Source organism: Streptomyces sp. NPDC049040 (assembly GCF_043197715.1).
In the GTDB taxonomy this organism is placed as follows: Bacteria; Actinomycetota; Actinomycetes; order Streptomycetales; family Streptomycetaceae; genus Actinacidiphila.
Genome location: NZ_JBICTO010000017.1, coordinates 117365 through 137907 on the forward strand (window position 1 = coordinate 117365; position 20543 = coordinate 137907).

The following is a 20543-nucleotide window of genomic DNA, read 5'->3' on the forward strand; positions in this document are numbered from 1 at the left end:
ATGTCCCCTCGGAGCGCTTCGGTCAATGAAGCAATGCGCAGGCGCTCCCGGGAGCGGCTGCTGCAAGCCACGGTCGAACTGATCGAAGAGCGCGGTTACGAGGCCACCACGCTGGCCGACATCACGCAGCGCGCCGGCTCCGCCAGGGGTCTGGTGTCGTACTACTTCTCCGGCAAGCGCGCGCTTCTCCAGTCGGCAGTGCACCGGTTGATGGCGGGCGAGCTGGCCGACGCGCTGGAGCGCGAGCCGCGGACCGAGGACGGGCAGGAGCTGCTGGCCAGGGCCATCGACGCGATGCTCGGCATGAGTACCGGTCACATCACGCTGATGCGCACGCACATGGCCTCGATCCTCCAGGAGGAGGGCTTCATCCAGTGCCCCGAGCAGCAGCGGCTCGCGCAGCTGCTGCGGGACACGGTGACCTGCTGGGGTGCGGCCGACCCCGAGGAGGAGTACCGGCTGCTGCGGGCGCTGCTGATGGGCGCCTCGGTGGCCTTGCTGCTGCCCGGGGCGCCGATGCCGGTCCTGAGGCTGCGTGCCGAGCTCTTCCAGCGCTACGGCCTGGCCTGGACCGCCGGTGCGCCGCCGCCGGGGGCGGAGGACTACGACCCTGCGTCCGGAAACCGCCGGCCTCCCGTGGTCCGCGGTGCGCCGGCTCCGCTGGCCTGACGCCGGCGCCGGGGTCACACCCGCAGCAGCGAGACGAGGTCGTCCCAACGGGCCATCAGCAGGCCGAGCCCGGCGCCGAAGACGGCGACGACGACGACGAGGACCGGGTCGAAGGGGCCGTTCACCAGGGATCCGCCCAGTCCGAGCAGGGAGGTGGCCACCAGGACGGCGTTGCGGACCACGTGCGGCACGCCCAGCGGCGTCTCGGAGGCGCCGAAGCACCGGCAGGGCACCGCGGCGCCCCGGCGGACCACCGTGACGACCGCTGCGGTGAGACAGCCGAGCAGTCCCGCGGCGAGGACGAAGGCCGCGGAACCGGCCCATCTGAGCGGGGTCATGGCCAGCAGGACGACGCCGGCCTCGGCAACCGCGGTCGCCACGGCGGCCATCGGGGCTCTCTTCCGGTCGATCACCGCCATCGCCCTGATCGACTCGACGAACGCGTCCCAGGCGCCGCGGCCGGACAGCTTCCCGGCCAGGGCGAGCGCGAACACCGTGAGCAGCAGCAGCCTGCTGGCAACGTCAACGTACTGCACGAGGCGAACCTAGCCACGGCCGACCGGATCTGACAAGCCCTCCGCTCTCCCGCGAACCGTGCAGGTCACAGCGCTGGAAACACCCACGGGCGGCATCGCGGCCGAAACCGTGGTATTACGTATCTCGTATCACTCAGGCCGGTGATCCCGTTACGCTCGACGGTCCACAGGCAAGGGGGTGGACCGTCGTGCTGATCCGGTTGCTCGGGCCCGTGGAGGTGGAGCGGTCGGGGCAGTCCCGACCCGTCCGGCCTCCGCAGGTCACGCTCGCACTCGCCGCGCTGGCATGGGAGGCCGGCCGCGTGGTGCCCGTCGAGTCACTGCTCGCCCGGGTCTGGGGAGAGCGGGTCCCGCCCGGCGCGCGGCGCACCCTGCACACGGTCATCACCCGGATCCGGCACCACGTCCTGGCGGACGACGGCGACGTCGTCCGCCGGGTCGGCGGATATCTGCTGGACGTCGACCAGGCCGGGGTGGACGTGCTGCGCTTCCGCGCCCTGGTCAAGCAGGCGTCGGCGGCGCCTGATCCGGCGCAGCCGCTGGGCGCGGCCCTGGCACTGTGGCGGGGCGACCCGCTGACCGGGCTGCCCGGCGAGTGGGCGGAACGGGCCCGCCACCGCATGCGCGACGAGCGCAAGGAGACCCTGCTGCGCTGGGCGCGGACGGTGGGCGGCGACCCCGCGGCAGCGGTGGCGGCGCTGTCGCCGCTCGCCGAGGAGCACCCGCTCGACGAGCCGCTTGCGGCCGCGCTGATCGAGGCGCTCCACCGGTGCGGGCGGACCGCCGAGGCGCTGGCGCACTTCGCCCGGGTCCGCGGGACCCTCGCCGCGGAGCTGGGCGTCGAGCCGGGCGCACCGCTCCAGCGCATCCACCGGACGCTGCTGCGCACCGGCGGCCCTGCCGAGGCGGCGCTGCCGGTTCCGCTGCAACTGCCGGTCGGCCTGCGGCACTTCGTCGGGCGCACGGCGGAGCTGGCCCGGCTGACCGCGATAGCGGCGGACGAGCACCGCGCGTCGGCCGCGGTCTGCGCGATCTCGGGACCGCCGGGTGTGGGCAAGTCGTCGGTCGCGCTGCGCTGGGCGCACCTCCAGCGCGACCGCTTCCCCGGCGGGCAGCTGTACGTGGACCTCAGCACGGTCGACCCGGCCGACCCGGCCGTGGTCCTGCCCCGCTTCCTCGGCGCGCTCGGAGTCCCCGAGTCCCAGGTGCCGTCGGGATTCGAGGCGCAGATCGGCCTCTACCGCAGCATGCTGGCCGGACGCCGGGTCCTCGTCGTGCTCGACAACGCCCACGGAGCCGCCCAGGTCCGGCCGCTGCTGGCCGCGGAGCCCGGCTGCCTGACCCTGGTCACCAGCCGCTCCGAGCTGTCAGGACTGGCCGTCACCGCGGGGGCGCACCTGCTGCAACTCGACGTCATGCCGCGCGAGGACGCCCACCACCTGCTGGCCGCGTGGCTGGGCGAGGCGCGGCCCGCCGCCGAACCCGAGGCCACCTCGCTGATCATCAGGCGGTGCGGCAGGCTGCCGCTCGCGCTGGCGATCGTCGCGGCCCAGCTGTCGCAGCGCGCCGACCTGCCGCTGTCCGAGGCCGCCGCGGACCTGGAGCACACCGACACGGATCTGGAGCCGTTCGCGCACAGCGACCCCGCGATCGACCTGCGGAAGGTCTTCTGGCGGTCCTACCGGGACCTGCCGGGGAGCGCCGCCCGCCTCTTCCGGCGGCTCGGGCAGCACCCGGGCCCGCATCTGTCGCTGTCGGCCGCCGCGAGCCTCGCCTGCCTTCCGGTGGAGCGCACCAGGGAGCCGGCCGCGCACCTCAGCGGCGCCAACCTGGTCGAGATCCGGCCGCCCGGCAGGCTGTACCTGCACGCGCTGCTGCGGGTGTACGCGGCGGAGAAGGCGCAGGCCGCCGACAGCCTCGCCGTACGGCAGGCGGCGACGCGCCGCCTGCTCGACCACTACCTGCACTCGGCATCCGCGGCGAACTCCGTGTGCTACCCGCACCGCGACGGCCTGACGCTCGGACGCCCGGAGCCCGGCGCCGTGGTGGAGCGGTTCTCCGGGCAGTCCGAGGCCCTGCGCTGGTACGCCGACGAGTCGGTGGCGCTGCCCGCGCTGCTGGCGGCCGCGACCGGGGCGGGGCTCGACCGACGGGCCTGGCAACTGGCCTGGTCCTTCGCGGAGTTCATGCAACGGCGCGGCCTGTGGGAGGAAACCCTGCGGGTGCACGCGGTGGCGCTGGAGGCCGCGGGCAGGCTCGGCGACAGCCTCGGTGAGGCGCACTGCCACAACAGCGTCGCAAGGGCCCAGGTCAAGCTCGGCCGCGACCGGGAGGCGATCGAGCACTTCGACCGGGCCATCGGGCTCTACAAGGGCCTGGGCGAACCGGTCCTGGAGGCTTACGTCCTGCTCGGCCTCGCAGGACCGCTGAGCCGGCAGCGGCCGGGCAGGGCGCTGGATCCCACCCTGCGCGCGCGGGAGCTGTTCGAGCAGGCGGGCGACAGCGTCGCCGCCGCCCGGGCGCTGAACAACGCCGGCTGGCTGCGGGCCCACGACGGCGAGTACGAGGCCGCGCTGGCGGACTGCCGCGAGGCGCAGCGGGTCCTGGCCGACCTCAAGTGCCCGGAGGGCGAGGGCCACGCGTGGGACAGCATCGCCTACATCCTTGATGTCAGGGGTGACATCGAGGGGGCGGTGGCGGGCTTCGGGCGGGCCGCGGAGCTCTTCCACGGCTGCGACGACCTGCACCCGGCCGCCGAGACGCTGGTCCGCCTGGGCGAGACCCATCTGCGGACCGGTGACGCCGCCGCCGCGCTGGACGCCTGGGCCCGGGCCGCGGACTTCTACGACGCCGTGGGCGACGCGAAGGCCGACGCGGTCCGTGACCGGGCCGCCGCACTGCGGGCGGCCCCGGCGGACGGGCAGCGGCGGACCGCGAGCCGTTGAGAAGTCGTTGAGAAACCGCTCACACCCCTGGCACAGGCTGCTCGGAGCGGCGGGACGACGGCGCGGGGGGCCGGCATCGGCGCCGCATCGGGCGGGAACCCGCCCGCCCGGCAACCGAAGGGACTCACCCATGCGCATCATGAACAAGATGGCCGACCGGCTGCTGGAACTGGTCGCACCGCACACCGTGGCCCGGGCGACCGACTGCGGCTACGAGTGCTCCTGCGGCACGTGGGACGCCGCGAAGTACTGCTGCTACCACCCGAACGGCACCGTCTCGTGCGGCGGTTGCGCGCACTACGTCTACTGCAGCTGACCGCGCCCCCGGTCGCGGGCACGCACGGCGACGACGCCCGGTCACCGCGGTGACCGCTGCCCGGCGGCGGTCCTGCCGCCCGCCGGGCATGCGCCGACTTCAACTTCGCACGGAGGTATCCCATGCCCTACTTGACTGCCGTCGTGGCTCTCCTCAGTGTCATGTGTCTGCTGACGCTGGTGCTGACCCTCGGAGTGATCCGCCGGCTCAGGGAACACACGAAGCTGATGGACGCACTGTACGAAGCCATCGACCTGATGGGCGGGCCTCCCGGACCCCGCGGCGCGCTGGGCGCGGGCGAACTCGTCGGCGAGTTCGACGCGACGACGATGGACGGTGACCGGGTGACGCGCGAGCTGCTGCCCGAGGGCGCCGTGGTCGCGTTCCTGTCAGCCGACTGCGGAGGCTGCCGCGACCAGCTCCCTGAGATCGCCTCGTGGGCCGCGGCGCAGGAGCGGCGGCAGGTGGTGGCAGTACTCGACGCCCGATCAGGAGACCCGGAGGAGTTGGTCACGGCGCTGTCGCCGGTCGCGCGGATGATCGTGGGGGACGACGTCCCTGCGGTGGGCAAGGCCTTCGGCGTCCAGGCGTTCCCGACCTTCTACCAGGTGTCGGCGGGCGGCAGGCTGCTGGCGGTGGAGGGCAGGATCTCCCGGTTGCGGGTCGGATCGCCGGCGTGAGCGAGGACCGGCCGCGGATCACACCGGCGGGGCGGGACCTGCGGCGGTGCGCGGCACGCACCGCCGCGATGGTGTGGCGGTCGGCGCCTTTGCAGCTGCTCGGATATCTGGCCGTCACCCTGGTCGGCTCCGTCGCCCCCATCGCGGTCGCCTGGCTCATGCGGGCCGTGCTCGACACGGTGGCGCAGCACCGGTCGGACTCGCTGCTCGGGCTGGCGCTCGCGATCACCGCGGTCACCACCGGTGCCGCGGCGGCCTCGCACGCCGGGCAGTACCTGCGGGCCGAAGTGGACCGGCGCGCGTCGCTGTACGCGAAGGACGAGCTGTTCGCGGCGGTGTCGCGGTCCCCAGGTCTTGCCGGCTTCGAGACCCCGGCCTTCCTCGACCGGCTGCGGCTGGCCCAGCAGAGCGCGAGCCACCCCGGCCGGCTGGTGGACAGCACGCTGTCGGCGGCGAGCAGCACGGTGACCGCGGTCGGCTTCGTCGGGTCACTGGCACTGATCAACCCGGCCTTCACCGTCCTGGTCCTGCTCGCGGCCCTGCCGGCACTGCTGATCGAGCTGCGGCTGTCGCGGCAGCGCACGGCGATGCTGTGGCGGATCGGCCCCACCGAGCGCCGGGAGGCCTTCTACGCGCAGCTGATGTCCACCGCGAACGCCGCCAAGGAGATCAGGCTCTTCGCCCTCGGCGACTTCCTGCGGCTGCGGATGCTGGCCGAGCTGCGTACCGCGAACACCGCCCGCCGCCGGATGGACCGGCGGGAGCTGCTGATCCAGGCGGGCCTGTCGGCCGCCTCGGCGATCGTGGCGGGGGCGGGGCTGATCTGGGCGATCCTCGCGGCGGGACACGGGCGGCTGGGCCTGGGCGACGTGTCGATGTTCGTGGCGGCGGTCGCCGGCGTCCAGGCGTCGCTGAACATCGTGGTGTCGGCCGGGGTGATGGCCTACGAGCACCTGCTGACCTTCCACCACCACGTCTGGATCGTGACCGCGGCACCCGACCTGCCGGTGCGGGGCGACCGGTCGCTGCCGCCGCTGCGCCGCGGTGTGGAGCTGCGGGACGTCTGGTTCCGCTACAGCCCCGAGCACCCGTGGACGCTGCGCGGGGTCAGCCTGTTCATCCCCGACGGTGCCACGGTCGCGCTGGTGGGGCCGAACGGCGCGGGCAAGAGCACCCTGGCCAAGCTGCTGTGCAGGTTCTACGACCCGACCCGCGGGGCCGTCCTGTGGGACGGCGTGGACATCCGCGAGGTGCCGCCCGAGGCGCTGCGCGCCCGGATCAGCGCCGTCTTCCAGGACTTCGTGGCCTACGAGCTGACCGCGGCGGACAACATCGCGGTGGGCGACCTCGCCGTCGCGGACGACGCGGCACGGGTCGAGCAGGCGGCGCGGGACGCCGGTGTCCACGACACGCTGGCGGCCCTCCCGTACGGCTACCGCACGCTGCTGAGCCGCGGGTTCGCGCCCGAGCAGGACGAGGAGGCCGAAGGCGTGCTGCTGTCCGGCGGCCAGTGGCAGCGGCTGGCGATCGCCCGGGGCTTCCTGCGGAGCGACCGGGACCTGATGGTCCTCGACGAGCCCAGCGCGGGGCTCGATCCCGACGCCGAGTACGAGGCGCACCGGCGGCTGCGGACGCTGCGGGCGGGGCGTACCAGCGTGCTGATCTCCCACCGCCTCGGCGTGGCGCGCGACGCCGACTGGATCGTGGTGCTCGCGGACGGCGTCGTCGCCGAGCAGGGCGGGCACGCGGAGCTGATGGCCGGCGGCGGCACCTACGCCCGGCTCTTCGCCCGGCAGGCGGCAGGCTACCGGGACGACGGCGCGGAGCCGGCCGCCACGGAGCCGGCGGGGGCGCCGCGGTGACCGGCGCCCCCGCCGTGCTCGGGGCCGTCGCCCTCGCCGCTGCCGCCGGTGTGCTCGGCCTCCTGCGGCTGCGGCGCCGGTTCCTGGTGGTGACCGTGCACGGCGAGAGCATGCTGCCGGCGTACCGGCCCGGTGAGCGGGTGGTCGTCAGGCGGACACCGGCCGGTGCGCTGCGCGCGGGCCAGGTGGTGGTGCTGCGCGGCGACGGCCCGGCACCCGGGCGGAACACCGCCGGCCGGGAAGCACCGGGTGCGGCGCAGGGCCCGCGTGCCCGCTGGATCATCAAGCGCGTCACGGCCGTGCCGGGTGACCCGATCCCGCGCGACACGGTTCCGGCGCTGCGCTCGGCGCCCGGTACCCGAGTGCCGGCCGGCCGGCTGGTCGTGCTGGGCGACAATCCGGAGCGCTCGCACGACTCCCGCCACGCCGGCTACCTGGCCGCGGACCGCCTGTACGGCGTGGTGCTGCGCAAGCTCGGCCGCTGAACCGCCCAACCGCGGGGTGCCCGTGCCGCCCTACGGCAGGCGCCAGTCCACCGGCTGGGCGCCCTGGCGGATCAGGAGGTCGTTGGTGCGGCTGAAGGGGCGCGAGCCGAAGAAGCCGCGGTCGGCCGACATCGGGGAGGGATGCGCCGACTCGATGGCGGGCAGGCCCTCGAGGATCGGCCGCAGATTGCGCGCGTCGCGCCCCCAGAGCACCGACACCAGCGGCTTGCCCCGGGCGGCCAGCGCGCGGATCGCCTGCTCGGTGACCTCTTCCCAGCCCTTGCCGCGGTGCGCTGCGGGCTTGGGCGGGGCGCCGGTCAGTGCCCGGTTCAGCAGCAGCACGCCCTGCCGGGTCCACGGGGTGAGGTCGCCGTTGGAAGGCCGCGGCAGGCCGAGGTCCGTGGCCAGCTCGCGGAAGATGTTCTCCAGGCTGCCCGGCAGCCTGCGCACCTCGGGTGCCACCGAGAAGCTGAGCCCGACGGCCATTCCGGGGGTCGGATACGGGTCCTGGCCGAGGATGAGCACCCGCACCTCGTCGAAGGGCTGCTGGAAGGCGCGCAGCACGTTCGCGCCCGCGGGCAGATACGTCCGCCCTGCCGCGATCTCCGCACGCAGGAAGTCGCCCATCGCCGCGATCCGCCCGGCCACCGGGCGCAGTGCCTCAGCCCACCCGGGCTCGACAAGTTCGCTCAACTCTCTTGCTGCCACGGCGGATCACTCTACTGGCCCATGGAGCGCGCCCACGACCGCCCGCGGCCTCCCCCAGGCGCCCCCTGCGCGGTCGCCGACCGGCCCGCGGACCCGTCGCAGCTCCGCTGCCCGACCCGCCCGTACCGCCGGTGAAACGGAAGCTCCCTCGACCGGTGCTTGACGGTACTCTGCCCGGGTGACAACGCATTCGAATACCCCGGCGGGCTGGTACGCGGACCCGCAAGGCACTCCGAACCTGCTCCGCTACTGGGACGGCGCCCAGTGGACCGAGCACACCAACCCCGGTCAGGTGCCCCAGCAGCAGGGCGCGGGCGGGGGCAGCGCGTGGGAGCTCAACGTCAGCCGCACCCCCGACCCGGCGAAGGTGCAGCAGCAGGTGCAGCACCAGGCGGGCGTGTCGCCGACGGTGTACGGCGGCGGCACCCTGTTCACCGAGCCCGTCCTGGTGGTCAACCAGAAGGCCAAGCTGATCGAGCTTGTCAACGAGTACAGCGTCTTCGACCAGCAGGGCCGCACCCTGGGGTCCGTCGTGGAGGTCGGGCAGAGCACCGCGAAGAAGGTGCTGCGCTTCGTCTCCAGCGTCGACCAGTTCCTGACCCACAAGCTGGAGGTCAGGGACGCCCAGGGGCAGCCGCACCTGGTGCTGACCCGGCCGGCGAAGTTCATCAAGTCCAAGGTGCTGGTGCACCGGGCGAACGGTGAGCCGCTGGGCGAGATCGTCCAGCAGAACGCCTTCGGCAAGATCAAGTTCGGCTTCATGTACAACGGCCAGCAGATCGGTGCCATCAAGGCGGAGAACTGGCGCGCCTGGAATTTCGCCATCGTCGACCACACCGACACCGAGATCGCCCGGATCACCAAGACCTGGGAAGGCCTCGCCAAGACGATGTTCACCACCGCGGACAACTACGTGCTGCAGATCCACCGGCAGCTCCAGGATCCGCTGCTGAGCATGGTCGTCGCCTCCGCCCTGACCGTGGACACCGCCCTCAAGCAGGACTCCCGCGGGTTCGGCTGAGCCGTGCCTGGCACGACACAGTGGGTGCTCGGTGTCGACTCCGGAGGCTCCGGGGTGCGGGTGGCGATCACCCGCACCGACGGCTCAGGGGGCCCCGGCGCGGTTTCCGACGACCGCCCGGTGGCGACGGGCGAGCACGGAATCGACGCGGCGAGCCTGCTGGAACGCGTGCTGCCGCGCGTGTACGGGCTGCTGCACGAGGTGTCAGCCCGGTCGCTGGCCTCGGCCTGCGTCGGCGCGGCCGGCATGGCGACGCTCGGCGACGACCTGCGCGCGGTGCTGCCCGCCGCGCTGGAGGACGCCTTCGGAGTACGCGCGCTGGCGCTGGCCGGTGACGCCGTCACCGCCTACGCGGGCGCGCTCGGCCTGCGCCCCGGTGTCGTGGTCGCTGCGGGCACCGGCCTGATCGCCCTGGGCACGGCAGGAGAGAGCTGGCGGCGCGCCGACGGCTGGGGCCATCTGCTGGGCGACGCGGGCGGCGGCGCCTGGATCGGCCGGGCCGGCCTCGACGCGGCGATGCGCGCGCACGACGGCCGGGCGGGCGGCTCGGGCGCGCTGCTGGCGTGCGCGGAGAAGCGGTTCGGCCCCGCGGGCTCGATGCCGGGTCGCCTCTACCCGCGCACCGACCGGCCCGCCGTCCTGGCGTCCTTCGCCCCCGACGTGGCGCGGTGCGCGGCGCAGGACCCGGTGGCCTCGGAGATCCTGCGGCAGGCCGCCCAGCACATCCTGGAGTCTGCCGCCGCTGCCCGGCCCCGGCAGCCGGGCGAGACCGAGGTCGGCCTGGCCGGGGGGCTGTTCAAGATGGGCGAGCCGCTGCTCGGGCCGCTGCGCGACCAGGCCGAGTGGCTGCTGCCCGACGCGGTCCTGGTGCCCGCGGCCGGCGACCCGCTGGACGGCGCCCTCCTCATCGCGCGGGCGCTGCACCACGAGGGGCTGACGCTGCCGTGCGACGGCGCGATGCTGGACGTCATTCGGCGATAGCCGCTGTTCAGGCGCGTACGATGATGAACGGTTGACCGAGTGTCACCAGGGAAACGGACACTTCTGGACAGGTCTGACCTGTCTCGTACCCGGCTGGGCATCAGTGCGCCGCCAGGCGTTAGCATGCGTCGCCATGAGCACTACCACAGGCGGTCCTGCCTCCGGCCTTCCCGTTCGCATGCCGCGCCCGCGCCAGACCGGTCGCCACCGCCGACCGGAGGCGATGGCCGCGCCCGAGGGCGCGCCGGTCCTGGTCCTGGCCGTCCCAGGCACCCCGTCCGCCGCCGCGCTGAGCCTCGCCGAGGAGGTCGTCAGCATCGCCCGCTCGGAGCTTTCCGGGCTTGACCCGCGGATCGGCTTCGTGGACGGCGACGGCGACCAGGACAGCGAATTCCCGTCGCTGCGCAGCGTGCTGGACCAGGTCGCGGCCGAGCGCGCGGGCGAGGACACCGCGGCCGTCGTGGTGCCGCTGCTCGCAGGCCCCGAGGCGTCGGTGCTGCGCCGGATCCGGCAGGCGGTCGCCGACAGCAAGGCGCAGGTCGAGCTGACCGAGGTGCTGGGCCCGCACCCGCTGCTCGCCGAGGCGCTGCACGTCAGGCTGTCGGAGGCGGGTCTCGCCCGCGCGGACCGGGCCAGGCTGTTCACGGTGGCGACGGCGGCCGACGGGATCATCCTGGCCACGGTGGGCGGCGAGGAGGCGGCGCAGGCGGCCGGTGTGACCGGGCTGCTGCTGGCCGCACGGCTCGCGGTGCCGGTGCTGGCGGCGGCGCTCGACGAGGACGGCGCCATCGCGCAGGCCGCCGAGCAGCTGCGCTCGTCGGGCTCCGGCACGCTGGCGCTCGCGCCCTGCCTGATCGGCCCTGAGATCGCCCCCCAGTTGCTGCACACCGCCGCGGCGGAGGCGGGCTGCTCGGGCGCCGACGCGCTCGGCCCCTACCCGGCGGTCGGCAAGCTGGTGGTCACGCAGTACGCGGCCGCGCTGGGCCTTTCGATGCAGCAGCCGCAGGGCGCGCCCATCCACTGAGCGGCGGCCCTACGGCACAGGCACGGCATACGGCGGCGGGCGGATCCCCTGGAGGGTCCGCCCGCCGCCGTATGCCGTGACGGGCCGCAGCCGGTCGAGGTCAGGCGAAGAGCACGCAGGACGCGGCCGGCACGTCGAGTGAACCTGCCTGCTTGGGGATGCCGCCTGCCGGGTCGACGTCGAACCAGGTGACGTCGCCCGAGCGCTCGTTGGCCGCGTAGAGCCGGGTGCCGGACGGGTCGAGGGTCAGGTGCCGCGGCCAGTCGCCGCCGCAGCCGACGGTCTCCAGCAGCTCAAGGCGCTCGCCGTCGTCGTGGATGGCGAGCACCGCGATGCTGTTGTGGCCGCGGTTGGCCGCCCACGCGAACCGGCCGTCGTGCGAGACCACCAGCTCGGAGGGGTAGTTCTCGCCTTCCGCGCCCTGCGGCAGCACCCGGGTCTCGGACAGCGGGCGCAGGCTGCCGCGCTCGGGGTCCCAGCTGCACACGGTGACGACGGATTCCAGCTCGTTCATCACATAGGCGTGCCGGCCCGCCGGGTGGAAGGTGAGATGGCGCGGGCCGATGCCGGAGCGCAGGCCGAGCTCCCGCTCGATCTCCAGCTCCCCGCTCGCCGGGTCGAGTTCGCAGACCCGCACCGAGTCGGTGCCCAGGTCCACGCTGACCGCCCAGCGCCCTGTCGGGTCGGACAGCACCTGGTGCGCGTGCGGTCCTTGCTGGCGCTCCGGGTTCGGTCCGTCGCCCTCGTGCTCCAGCAGCGAGAGCAGCCCGCCGAGGCTGCCGTCGGCCTCGATCGCGAGCACGCTGACGCTGCCGGGCTCCGCGTAGTTGGCGGTCAGCAGGTGGCCCCGGTGGACGGTGAGATGGGTGGGTGCCCCGGCGTGTACCGGGACCGGGGCGCCGAGCAGTTTCGGTGCGGCCGGGTCGGCGAGCGAGAAGGCCGCCGCGGCGCCCTCGGGTTCCCTCTCGCTGACGGTGTAGAGCGTCCCACCGTCGGGGGATGTCGCCAGGAAGGACGGATCGGGCACGTCGGCGTTGTCCCCGAGCGCCGTGAGCGCTCCCGTGTCCGGGTCGACGGCGGCCGTGGTGAGCCCGCGCCCACCCGCCGAAGTGAACGACCCGATGTAAACGTGCCCGGCCACTGCCGTACCTCTTCCGCCTGATGTCTGTACGGCGGCTGAGAGTAGTACCTGACGTCGGGCACGTCGCCCCCGGGGCCACCGGCGAGTCGCCAGTGGCCCGCCGACGCGGCCGTCCGCAAGGGCCGTTGGGCGGTACGGACGGGCCCATGCTGCGGTGATGGCTCAAAGTAGCCGGTCCCGCCCGGGCCATCAGTACGGTGATCATGACATCCCGACGACGGTGAGGAGACGGCGGGCCCATGCCCTTCGACGCCCTGGACGCCCGCATACTGCGACTGCTGCTCGACCGGCCGCGCACCAGTGTCCGCGAGTACGCCCGCATTCTCGGCGTCGCCCGCGGCACCCTCCAGGCCCGGCTGGAAAGGCTGGAACGCGACGGGGTGATCGTGATGGCGGGCCCGCGGGTGTCACCGGCGGCGCTGGGCCACCCGGTACTGGCCTTCGTCAGGATCGAGGTCGCACGAGGCCACCTCGACGATGTCGGCGACGCGCTCGCGACGGTGCCCGAGATCGTCGAGGCGTTCTCCATCACCGGCGGCGGCGGGGACCTGCTGACCCGGGTGGTGGCACGGGACAACGCGCACCTGGAGGGGATCATCCAGCGGCTGGGCCGGCTGCCCGGCGTGGTGCGCATCCGCACCGAGATAGCCCTGTCGGAACGCGTACCGCACCGGGTGCTTCCGCTGGTCGAGTCCCTGGCCGCGGGATCCGAGCCGGGCCGGGGCAGCGGAGCGGGCCCCGAGCCGGCAGGCGCCGCTCAGCGCGAGGCCAGGTAGTCCTTCGCGGCCTGCGGCGCCTTGGCGTACGAACCGGCGTCGAAGGGCGGCTGCGGGTCGTATTCGATGGCCAGTTGGAAGGCCTGGGCCGCGATCGGGCCCTCGATCAGCTCGACCAGCTGCAGGGCCATGTCGATCCCCGAGGACACCCCGGCGGCCGTGATGATCCTGCCCTGCTCCACGACGCGCTGCTCGGTGTAGGTGGCGCCGTAGGACTCCAGGAGGCCGGTGGCGCTCCAGTGGGTGGTCGCCCTGAGCCCTTCGAGCAGGCCGGCCGCGCCCAGCAGCAGCGAGCCGGTGCACACCGACGTGGTCCACCTGGTGGTCGCGTCGATCCGCCGGATCCAGTCGAGCAGCGCCTCGTTGCGGACGTTGGCGCGGGCACCGGGCCCGCCCGGGACGACCAGCACGTCGGCCGCCGTGACGTCGGCGAAGGCCTCGGTGGCGGTCAGGGAGAGCATCCCGGCCCCGTCGGTGACGGGGCCGGGCACCGCGGCGGCGAAGACGACGTCGGCGTCAGGGAGCATCCGCAGGACCTCGTAGGGGCCCACGGCGTCGAGCGCTGTGAGGCCGTCGAAGATCGGGAAGACGATGCGCATGGCGGTGCCTTTCTGGCCGGGCGGTCCCGGCGGCGGAGGAAGGGGTGTGCGGGTGGCGGGCACCGGCCGCACGGCGGTGTGCGGCGTCGGGACCCGGTCGGGTGGCGCGGGAAGGGGCCTCAGCGCCCGGCGGTGGCGTGCGGGGCGAAGCGCCTGCGGTACTCCCCCGGGGTGACCCGGACGGAGCGTTTGAAGCTGCGGTGCAGGGTCTCGACGGTGCCGTAGCCGCAGGCGCGGGCCACCGCCTCCACGGTGGTGCCGGTGGACTCGAGCAGCCTGCGGGCGGCCTCCACCCGCGCGCTGTCGACGTACGCGGCCGGCGTACTGCCGGTCTCCGCGCGGAAGGCACGGGCGAAGTTGCGCTCGCTCATCCCCGCCCTGGCAGCGAGCGCGGGCACTCCGAGGTCCTCCGCGAGGTGGTCCGCGACCCAGTCGACCACCTCGCGCAGCGACCGCCGCTCCGGGCGCTGGGCGGCCAGCTGGGCGCTGAACTGCGCCTGGCCGCCGGGGCGCTGGACGAACATCACCAGTTGGCGTGCGACGGCCCTCGACACCTCGGGACCGTCGTCGGCCTCGACCATGGCGAGGGCGAGGTCCATTCCCGCGGTGACGCCCGCCGACGTCCACAGGTCGCCGTCGCGGACGAAGATCGGGTCGGGGTCGACGGTCACCGCGGGGTGCCGCGCGGCCAGCAGGTCGCACGCCGACCAGTGGGTGACCACCCGCCGGCCGTCGAGCAGCCCCGCCGCGCCGAGCAGGAAGGTGCCGCTGCACACCGAGGCGGTGCGGCGGGCCCCGCGGGCGGTGCGGGCGAACCAGTCCACGAAAGCGGCGTCCTGGCAGGCCTGGTGGACGCCCCCGCCGCCGACGGCGACGAGGGTGTCCACCGGGCCCGTGAACTCCTCGACCGTCAGTGTCGGTGAGACCGCGAGGCCGCCGCTGCTGACGACCGGCCCGGGGGCCGCGGCCACCGTGTCCACGACGACCTCGGGACCCGTGCCCGCGGTCAGCCTCCCGGCCTGCACGAAGACCTCGTTCGGCCCGGACAGGTCCAGCAGCTGGAAGCCGGGGAAGACGGCGAAGACGATGCGTCGGCTGGGCATGCGTTCATCGTCCGGTGCGGGTCGCGGCGGCGGCAAGGACAGCCTTGTGACGATTTCCGCCACACGGGACGGAAGGACCCGCGCGCACGGCGGCCGGATCCGAGCCCGCCTGCGCCCACCGGGCGCCGGCGAGGCGGCGGCCTGCGTCAGGTCCTTGCGCCGGGCCGCGGCGGCGCCCCCGTGCTTCAGTTCTCTTCGGTCTTCTTGGCCCTGCTGGGCTGGACCCGCTTCGGCTCGCCCTTCACCTTGGGGTGCTCAGGCGGGTACGGCAGGTCGCCGAGGCCGTGCTCGCGCTCGTCACGGTCGGCGAGTTCGAGGGCGGCGTCGAGCCGGAAGGCGTGCTCGTCCATGTCCGCGTGCAGGTCGCCCAGTTCGGCGTACCTGGCGGGCATGGTGACCAGGTCGAAGTCGGCGGGCGCCACGTCGGACAGCTCGTCCCAGCGCAGCGGCGCCGACACCGGCGCGTGCGGGAAGGGGCGTACGGAGTAGGCGCTGGCGATCGTACGGTCGCGCGCGGTCTGGTTGTAGTCCACGAAGATCTTCGTGCCGCGCTCCTCCTTCCACCAGGCCGTGGTGATCCGCTCCGGCGCCCGCCGCTCCAGCTCGCGGGCCACCGCGATGGCCGAGCGCCGCACCTGGGCGAAGGTCCACTCGGGCGCGATCGGCACGAAGACGTGCAGGCCGCGGCCGCCCGAGGTCTTCGGCCAGCCGGTCAGCCGCAGCCCTTCGAGGACGTCGCGCAGCTCCTGCGCGGCACGGACGGCGTCGGAGAAGTCGGTGCCGGGCTGCGGGTCGAGGTCGATCCGCAGCTCGTCCGGGTGCTCGGTGTCACCGCGGCGGACCGGCCAGGGGTGGAAGGTGAAGGTGCCGAGGTTCGCCGCCCACAGCACCGCCGCGGTCTCCGTCGGGCAGATCTCGTCGGCGTAGCGGCCGCTGGGGAAGGCGATGCGGCCGGTGGGGATCCAGTCGGGCAGGTTCTTGGGCGCGCGCTTCTGGAAGAACGAGTCGCCCTCCACGCCGCTGATGTAGCGCTCCAGGGTGGTGGGCCGGTTCCTGAGCGCGCGCAGGATGCCGTCGCCGACGCTCAGGTAGTAGCGCACCAGGTCGGCCTTGGTCAGGCCGCGCTGGGGGAAGTAGACCTTGTCCGGATGCGACACCCGGACGGTGCGGTCGCCGACGGTCAGTTCCAGCGTCTCTGCCATGACCCCACGCTAAGGGCTCTCCCGCGCTCCTGGGCGGATCAGCGCGCGGCGCCGGGCGCGGTCGACCGCCGGACGCCGGGTCGTCCCCGTACCGGCCGCATCCGGACGGGCCCAGGAACGCAGCGAGGTGCCGCGGCCCCGACGGGAACACCGGACGGTTTCGCGGCCGGCGGGTACGCCGCCGCGCTCCCCGCCGCTCCGGCGCGCACAATCGGGGCATGGACTTGCCGGTGATGCCCCCTGTGCAGCCGATGCTGGCCAAGGCCGCGAAGGCCATCCCCTCAGGCATGCAGTACGAGGCCAAGTGGGACGGCTTCCGCGCGATCGTCTTCCGCGACGGGGACGAGATCGAGCTGGGCAGCCGCTCGACGAAGCCGCTCACCCGCTACTTCCCCGAGGTCGTGGAGGCGCTGCGGGCCCTCGTCCCGCCGCGCTGCGTGCTCGACGGCGAGATCGTCATCGCCCGCGACGGGCGGCTGGACTTCGACGCGCTGCTGGAGCGGATCCATCCGGCCGACTCGCGGGTACGCCATCTGGCGGAGGTGACGCCCGCGAGCTTCGTCGCCTTCGATCTGCTCGCGCTCGGCGACACGTCGCTGATGGCGGAGCCGCAGCGGGACCGCAGGGCCGCCCTGACGAAGGCGTTGCGTGACGTGGCGGCACCGGTCCACATCGCGCCCGCCACGGACGACATGGCGCTCGCGGCCGACTGGTTCAACCGCTTCGAGGGCGCGGGGCTCGACGGGGTCGTCGCCAAACCCCCGCACCTGGCCTACCGGCCGGGTGAGCGGGTCCTGGTCAAGGTCAAGCACGAGCGGACGGCCGACTGCGTCGTCGCGGGCCTGCGCACGCACAAGAGCGGCCCGGTGGTCGGCTCCCTGCTGCTGGGCCTCCACGACGCCGAAGGGCGCCTCCAGCACGTGGGCGTCTGCGCGTCCTTCCCGATGCGGCGGCGCGCGGAGCTGATGGAGGAGCTGGCACCGCTGCGGATGGAGTCGGTGGCCGGCCACCCCTGGCAGGAGTGGGCCAGCGAGGAGGCCCAGGCGTCCGGGCGGCTGCCCGGCGGCCCCAGCCGGTGGACCGGCAAGAAGGATCTGTCCTGGGTGCCGCTGCGACCCGAGCGGGTCGTCGAGGTCGCCTACGACCACATGCAGGGGGACCGCTTCCGCCACACCGCGCAATTCCGCCGGTGGCGGCCGGACCGTGAACCCGAGCAGTGCACGTACGCCCAACTGGCGGAACCGGTCGGTTACGACCTGGCGGAATTCCTGCCGGGGGACGGCCGTTAGGGCCCGCCGGGTCAGCCCAGGAAGCTGAGCCGCACCTGGCGGTGGGGGTTGTCCCGGTTGGTGTCCACCAGCACCACGGACTGCCAGGTGCCCAGCTCGAGCCTGCCGCCGACCACCGGCAGCGTGGCATGCGGCGGTACGAGCGCCGGCAGCACGTGGTCGCGCCCGTGTCCCGGGCTGCCGTGCCGGTGCCGCCACCGGTCGTCGGCGGGCAGCAGGTCCCGCAGGGCGGCCAGCAGATCGTCGTCGCTGCCCGCACCCGTCTCGATGACGGCGACGCCGGCGGTGGCGTGCGGTACGAACACGTTGAGGAGTCCGTCGCTGCCCGCCGCCTCCTCGCGGAGGAACGCGGCGCAGTCGCCGGTGAGGTCGTACACGGATTCCACCGAGCCGGTGGGGACGTCGATCACGCGCGAGCGGTAGCGGTCTGCCATGCCGCCATTGTCCTCCCCGTGCACGGAGGCCGGGGCCAAGCGCATTGGCGTGCCGCCGCGTGGATGCCCCTCACGATGGCCCTTCCCCTCCGGCCGGGTGGGGCTTGGCGCGCGGTTCCCCGCCCCCCGGGGTGCCCTTTGCGGCCGTCTCACGTCAGCACACCGGTAGGGCCTGAGCGCCCAGTGACCCGCGCCCCCGGGGGTTGCCCCTTCCGGCGGTCCTGGGCCTGTGCCCGCGTCGGGGCTTGGCGCGCGGTTCCCCGCGGCGCTGGGGGGGCGGACGGTTGGAGTCGGGGGCGGGTGGTCTCTCGCGGCCCCGGGGAGGTCGGGCCGTGCGGCGGGCCGGATGGCTGGGGCCGGGATGGGAGTCCGTTGCCCTGGATGGCAATTGGTCTGTACCATTCAGCGGGCCTGGACACCGCCCGTCCTCGCCGCGGCCCAGAGGGGGGTGAACGCGTTGCGCCGGCTCACCACACTGGTCGACTCGTGCCTGCTGCCCACCGCCCGGGAGCGCCGCGGACGGCTGCCCGAGTGGATCCTGCGCAGCCTGGAGAGCGGCACGCCGGGCGCGGCCGTGGACGCGCGGGGCCCGGCGGCGCGGGCGACCGCCGATGCGCTGCGGGCGGCACTACCCGACGCGCTCACCGGGCACCACGGTCCTGACCTGCCGGGCAGCAGCGGCAGCGCCGCCGCAGCCGACCTCGTCGCGGCGGGCTCGAACCTCCATCTGGCCGTCCGCCCGGGGCTCCGCGCGGACGAGACCCGCGTCTTCGTCACCGACCTTCAGACGCATGGCGTGGCAGCCGCGCTCGGCCCCTTCACCGCCGACGGCAGCCTCCGGCCGTTCGCCGAGGGCGCGGCCGCCGGTGTACGGGCGATCACGGCAGGCCACGCCCCGGTGCCAGGGGACGAGCAGTTGCCCGCGATGCTCAGCGCCCGCGCGGTGACCGGCGTGCTGCGCGGCGACTTGGGATACGCGGGCGTCGTGGTGAGCGACGCGCTGGACGCACCCTCGATCGTCGACGGCTGGGGAGTGCCGGGTGCCGCGGTGCTGGCGTGGATCGCCGGTGTCGACCTGGTACGCCTGGGACCGTCGAGCGGCGCGGGGGTGCGGGACGCGATCCAGGCCGCCGCCGCCCGTGCGGTCGCCGACGGCGATCTGCCGCAGTGGCGGCTCGAGGAGGCCGCGGAGCGGGTGGCACGGCTGCGCCGCTGGGCCTCCGAGCCGCGGATGCCCGCGGCCGAGCCGGCCCCTACGGCGGGCACCGGCTGAATGCTGCCGGGGAAGCATTCCCCGGGCGCCGCCGTTGGCACAGGCATGAACGATGCGGTGCGTGATGTCGAGGTCGAGGTGGCCGTCGTCGGCGCCGGTCAGGCCGGACTGTCGGCGGGGTATTTCCTGCGCCGCTCGGGCCTCGCACCCGACACCGGCTTCGTCGTGCTCGACCACTCCCCCGGCCCTGGCGGCGCCTGGCAGTACCGCTGGCCGTCGCTGACCTACGGCAAGGCGCACCGCGTGCACGAGCTGCCCGGCATGCCGCTCGACGACGCGGACCCCGGCCGGCCTTCCGCCGAGGTGGTGAGCGACTACTTCGCCCGGTACGAGCGGGAATTCGACCTGCGGGTGCACCGCCCGGTGGACGTGACGGCGGTACGCGAGGCAGCCGGCGGCCGGCTGCGGATCGAGACCGACGCCGGCATCTGGTCGGCACGTGCGCTGATCAACGCGACCGGGACCTGGGACCGGCCTTTCCTGCCGTACTACCCGGGCCAGGAGACCTTCCTCGGCCGCCAGTTGCACACCGCGGGATATCGCGGGGCGGCGGACTTCGCAGGCCTGCACGTGGTCGTCGTCGGCGGCGGCACCTCGGCGGTACAGCTGCTGATGGAGCTGGCCGAGGTGGCGCGCACCACCTGGGTGACCCGGCGCCCGCCGGTCTTCCGCAGCGAACCCTTCACCGAGGACTGGGGCCGCGACGCGGTCGCGAGGGTCGAGCGGCGGGTGCGCGGCGGGCTGCCGCCGCAGAGCGTGGTGAGCGTGACGGGGCTGGCCGCGACCGACGCGGTCCGGCAGGCCATGGACCGCGGCATATTGCGACGCGAGGAGATGTTCGACCGGGTCACCCCGCACGGCGTCGCGTGGAGCGACGGCCGCACGCTGGATGCCGACGTGATCCTCTGGGCCACCGGATTCCGCGCCGCACTCGACCATCTCGCCCCCCTGCGGCTGCGCGAGCCCGGCGGCGGCATCGCGGTGGACGGGACCAGGGTGATGAAGGACCCGCGGATCCACCTGGTCGGCTACGGGCCGTCCGCGAGCACCATCGGGGCCAACCGCGCGGGCCGTGCAGCCGTGCGCGAGATCCGGGCACTGACGGGCCGGCACCCGTCGGAGCCTGCACAGCCCGTGGGACCGGCCCGCGGGCGCTCCCTCGAAGGAGCCTGCTGAAGGCCTGGTGAGGCCGTAGGACACGTCCCAGAGTGGCCAATAAACATCGGATGTCTTCTTCCCTGCTGACGTCGATTGCGGCAGTATGAGCGCATGCGTGATCGAGATCAGCCCAGCCTCCGTCGGAGCGTCGTGGAGGAGCCATGCGCGTAGCCCTTTTCGTGACCTGCGTGAACGACGTGCTGTATCCGGGTACCGGGCGTGCGGTGGTCACGCTGCTGGAGCGGTTGGGTGTGGAGGTGGACTTCCCCGCCGGGCAGACCTGCTGCGGCCAGGCCCACTACAACACCGGCTACCGGCACCAGGCAGAACCACTGGCCCGC

The 20543-nt window shown here is 74.1% G+C and carries 21 protein-coding genes; 14 read left to right on the forward strand and 7 right to left on the reverse strand.

All coding sequences use genetic code 11. From position 1 onward, the window contains the following. A complete protein-coding gene (locus tag ACGFMP_RS30425) occupies positions 1-669 on the forward strand; it encodes a TetR/AcrR family transcriptional regulator (protein WP_393676357.1) in 669 nt (222 codons plus the stop codon). Between the two features lie 14 nt (positions 670-683). Here the strand turns inward: ACGFMP_RS30425 and ACGFMP_RS30430 are convergent, their stop codons facing one another. Next, on the reverse strand, positions 684-1205 hold the full coding sequence (locus ACGFMP_RS30430; protein WP_393676358.1) for a MauE/DoxX family redox-associated membrane protein: 522 nt from the start codon (positions 1203-1205) through the stop codon (positions 684-686). 188 nt (positions 1206-1393) lie between these two features. Between ACGFMP_RS30430 and ACGFMP_RS30435 the strand changes: the two genes are divergently transcribed. From ACGFMP_RS30435 to ACGFMP_RS30455, 5 genes are all read left to right on the forward strand, one after another. Continuing rightward, positions 1394-4150, forward strand: coding sequence for a BTAD domain-containing putative transcriptional regulator (locus ACGFMP_RS30435; protein ID WP_393676359.1), 2757 nt, complete (start codon positions 1394-1396; stop codon positions 4148-4150). A gap of 130 nt (positions 4151-4280) precedes the next feature. Beyond that, positions 4281-4466: a hypothetical protein gene (locus ACGFMP_RS30440; RefSeq protein WP_393676360.1), complete on the forward strand. Its 186-nt coding sequence runs from the start codon at positions 4281-4283 to the stop codon at positions 4464-4466. 122 nt (positions 4467-4588) lie between these two features. After that, entirely contained in the window at positions 4589-5146 is a 558-nt protein-coding gene (locus ACGFMP_RS30445; protein WP_393676361.1) for a hypothetical protein, read from the forward strand. Then, positions 5143-7008: an ABC transporter ATP-binding protein gene (locus tag ACGFMP_RS30450; protein ID WP_393676363.1), complete on the forward strand. Its 1866-nt coding sequence runs from the start codon at positions 5143-5145 to the stop codon at positions 7006-7008. Before ACGFMP_RS30445 ends, ACGFMP_RS30450 begins: the two co-directional genes overlap by 4 nt. Further along, complete coding sequence (locus ACGFMP_RS30455) at positions 7005-7493, forward strand: S26 family signal peptidase (RefSeq protein ID WP_393676365.1); 489 nt, start codon at positions 7005-7007, stop codon at positions 7491-7493. The genes ACGFMP_RS30450 and ACGFMP_RS30455 overlap by 4 nt, the downstream gene beginning before the upstream one ends. Before the next feature lie 30 nt (positions 7494-7523). On the opposite strand, the gene ACGFMP_RS30460 is transcribed toward ACGFMP_RS30455, so the two are convergent. After that, positions 7524-8201 (reverse strand): uracil-DNA glycosylase, encoded by a 678-nt coding sequence (locus ACGFMP_RS30460; protein WP_393676366.1) that lies wholly within the window; start codon positions 8199-8201, stop codon positions 7524-7526. Positions 8202-8379: 178 nt separating this feature from the next. Between ACGFMP_RS30460 and ACGFMP_RS30465 the strand changes: the two genes are divergently transcribed. The 3 genes from ACGFMP_RS30465 (at position 8380) to ACGFMP_RS30475 (ending at position 11227) form a co-directional block, all read left to right on the forward strand. After that, entirely contained in the window at positions 8380-9222 is an 843-nt protein-coding gene (locus ACGFMP_RS30465; RefSeq protein ID WP_393676367.1) for a phospholipid scramblase-related protein, read from the forward strand. A gap of 3 nt (positions 9223-9225) precedes the next feature. After that, positions 9226-10203: an N-acetylglucosamine kinase gene (locus ACGFMP_RS30470; RefSeq protein ID WP_393676369.1), complete on the forward strand. Its 978-nt coding sequence runs from the start codon at positions 9226-9228 to the stop codon at positions 10201-10203. Between the two features lie 133 nt (positions 10204-10336). Further along, positions 10337-11227 carry a sirohydrochlorin chelatase gene (locus ACGFMP_RS30475; protein WP_393676371.1) on the forward strand — a complete coding sequence of 297 codons (891 nt, stop codon included), beginning with the start codon at positions 10337-10339 and terminating at the stop codon, positions 11225-11227. A gap of 100 nt (positions 11228-11327) precedes the next feature. Here the strand turns inward: ACGFMP_RS30475 and ACGFMP_RS30480 are convergent, their stop codons facing one another. Beyond that, positions 11328-12368 (reverse strand): lactonase family protein, encoded by a 1041-nt coding sequence (locus ACGFMP_RS30480; protein WP_393676372.1) that lies wholly within the window; start codon positions 12366-12368, stop codon positions 11328-11330. A gap of 239 nt (positions 12369-12607) precedes the next feature. Here ACGFMP_RS30480 and ACGFMP_RS30485 point away from each other — a divergent pair, with 239 nt between their 5' ends. Then, positions 12608-13144 carry an Lrp/AsnC family transcriptional regulator gene (locus ACGFMP_RS30485; protein WP_393676374.1) on the forward strand — a complete coding sequence of 179 codons (537 nt, stop codon included), beginning with the start codon at positions 12608-12610 and terminating at the stop codon, positions 13142-13144. Here ACGFMP_RS30485 and ACGFMP_RS30490 read toward each other — a convergent pair. The 3 genes from ACGFMP_RS30490 to ligD all read right to left on the reverse strand — a co-directional run bounded on the left by ACGFMP_RS30490 (position 13126) and on the right by ligD (position 16048). Next, positions 13126-13743, reverse strand: coding sequence for a DJ-1/PfpI family protein (locus tag ACGFMP_RS30490; RefSeq protein WP_393676376.1), 618 nt, complete (start codon positions 13741-13743; stop codon positions 13126-13128). The two genes, ACGFMP_RS30485 and ACGFMP_RS30490, sit on opposite strands and share 19 nt — an antisense overlap. Before the next feature lie 119 nt (positions 13744-13862). Next, entirely contained in the window at positions 13863-14846 is a 984-nt protein-coding gene (locus ACGFMP_RS30495) for a GlxA family transcriptional regulator (protein ID WP_393676378.1), read from the reverse strand. 185 nt (positions 14847-15031) lie between these two features. Continuing rightward, positions 15032-16048 carry a non-homologous end-joining DNA ligase gene (gene ligD, locus ACGFMP_RS30500; RefSeq protein ID WP_393676380.1) on the reverse strand — a complete coding sequence of 339 codons (1017 nt, stop codon included), beginning with the start codon at positions 16046-16048 and terminating at the stop codon, positions 15032-15034. Positions 16049-16266: 218 nt separating this feature from the next. On the opposite strand from ligD, the gene ACGFMP_RS30505 reads away from it, so the two are divergent. Next, positions 16267-17337: an ATP-dependent DNA ligase gene (locus ACGFMP_RS30505; RefSeq protein WP_393676382.1), complete on the forward strand. Its 1071-nt coding sequence runs from the start codon at positions 16267-16269 to the stop codon at positions 17335-17337. 11 nt (positions 17338-17348) lie between these two features. Here ACGFMP_RS30505 and ACGFMP_RS30510 read toward each other — a convergent pair whose 3' ends face one another. Then, entirely contained in the window at positions 17349-17771 is a 423-nt protein-coding gene (locus ACGFMP_RS30510) for a YjbQ family protein (protein ID WP_393676384.1), read from the reverse strand. A 448-nt stretch (positions 17772-18219) separates the two neighbouring features. On the opposite strand from ACGFMP_RS30510, the gene ACGFMP_RS30515 reads away from it, so the two are divergent. The 3 genes from ACGFMP_RS30515 to ACGFMP_RS30525 form a co-directional block, all read left to right on the forward strand. Continuing rightward, positions 18220-19044 (forward strand): glycoside hydrolase family 3 N-terminal domain-containing protein, encoded by an 825-nt coding sequence (locus ACGFMP_RS30515; protein ID WP_393676386.1) that lies wholly within the window; start codon positions 18220-18222, stop codon positions 19042-19044. 45 nt (positions 19045-19089) lie between these two features. Beyond that, positions 19090-20220, forward strand: coding sequence for an NAD(P)-binding domain-containing protein (locus tag ACGFMP_RS30520; protein ID WP_393676388.1), 1131 nt, complete (start codon positions 19090-19092; stop codon positions 20218-20220). 143 nt (positions 20221-20363) lie between these two features. Further along, on the forward strand, positions 20364-20543 hold a 180-nt coding region (locus ACGFMP_RS30525; RefSeq protein ID WP_393676389.1), incomplete at its 3' end, for a heterodisulfide reductase-related iron-sulfur binding cluster.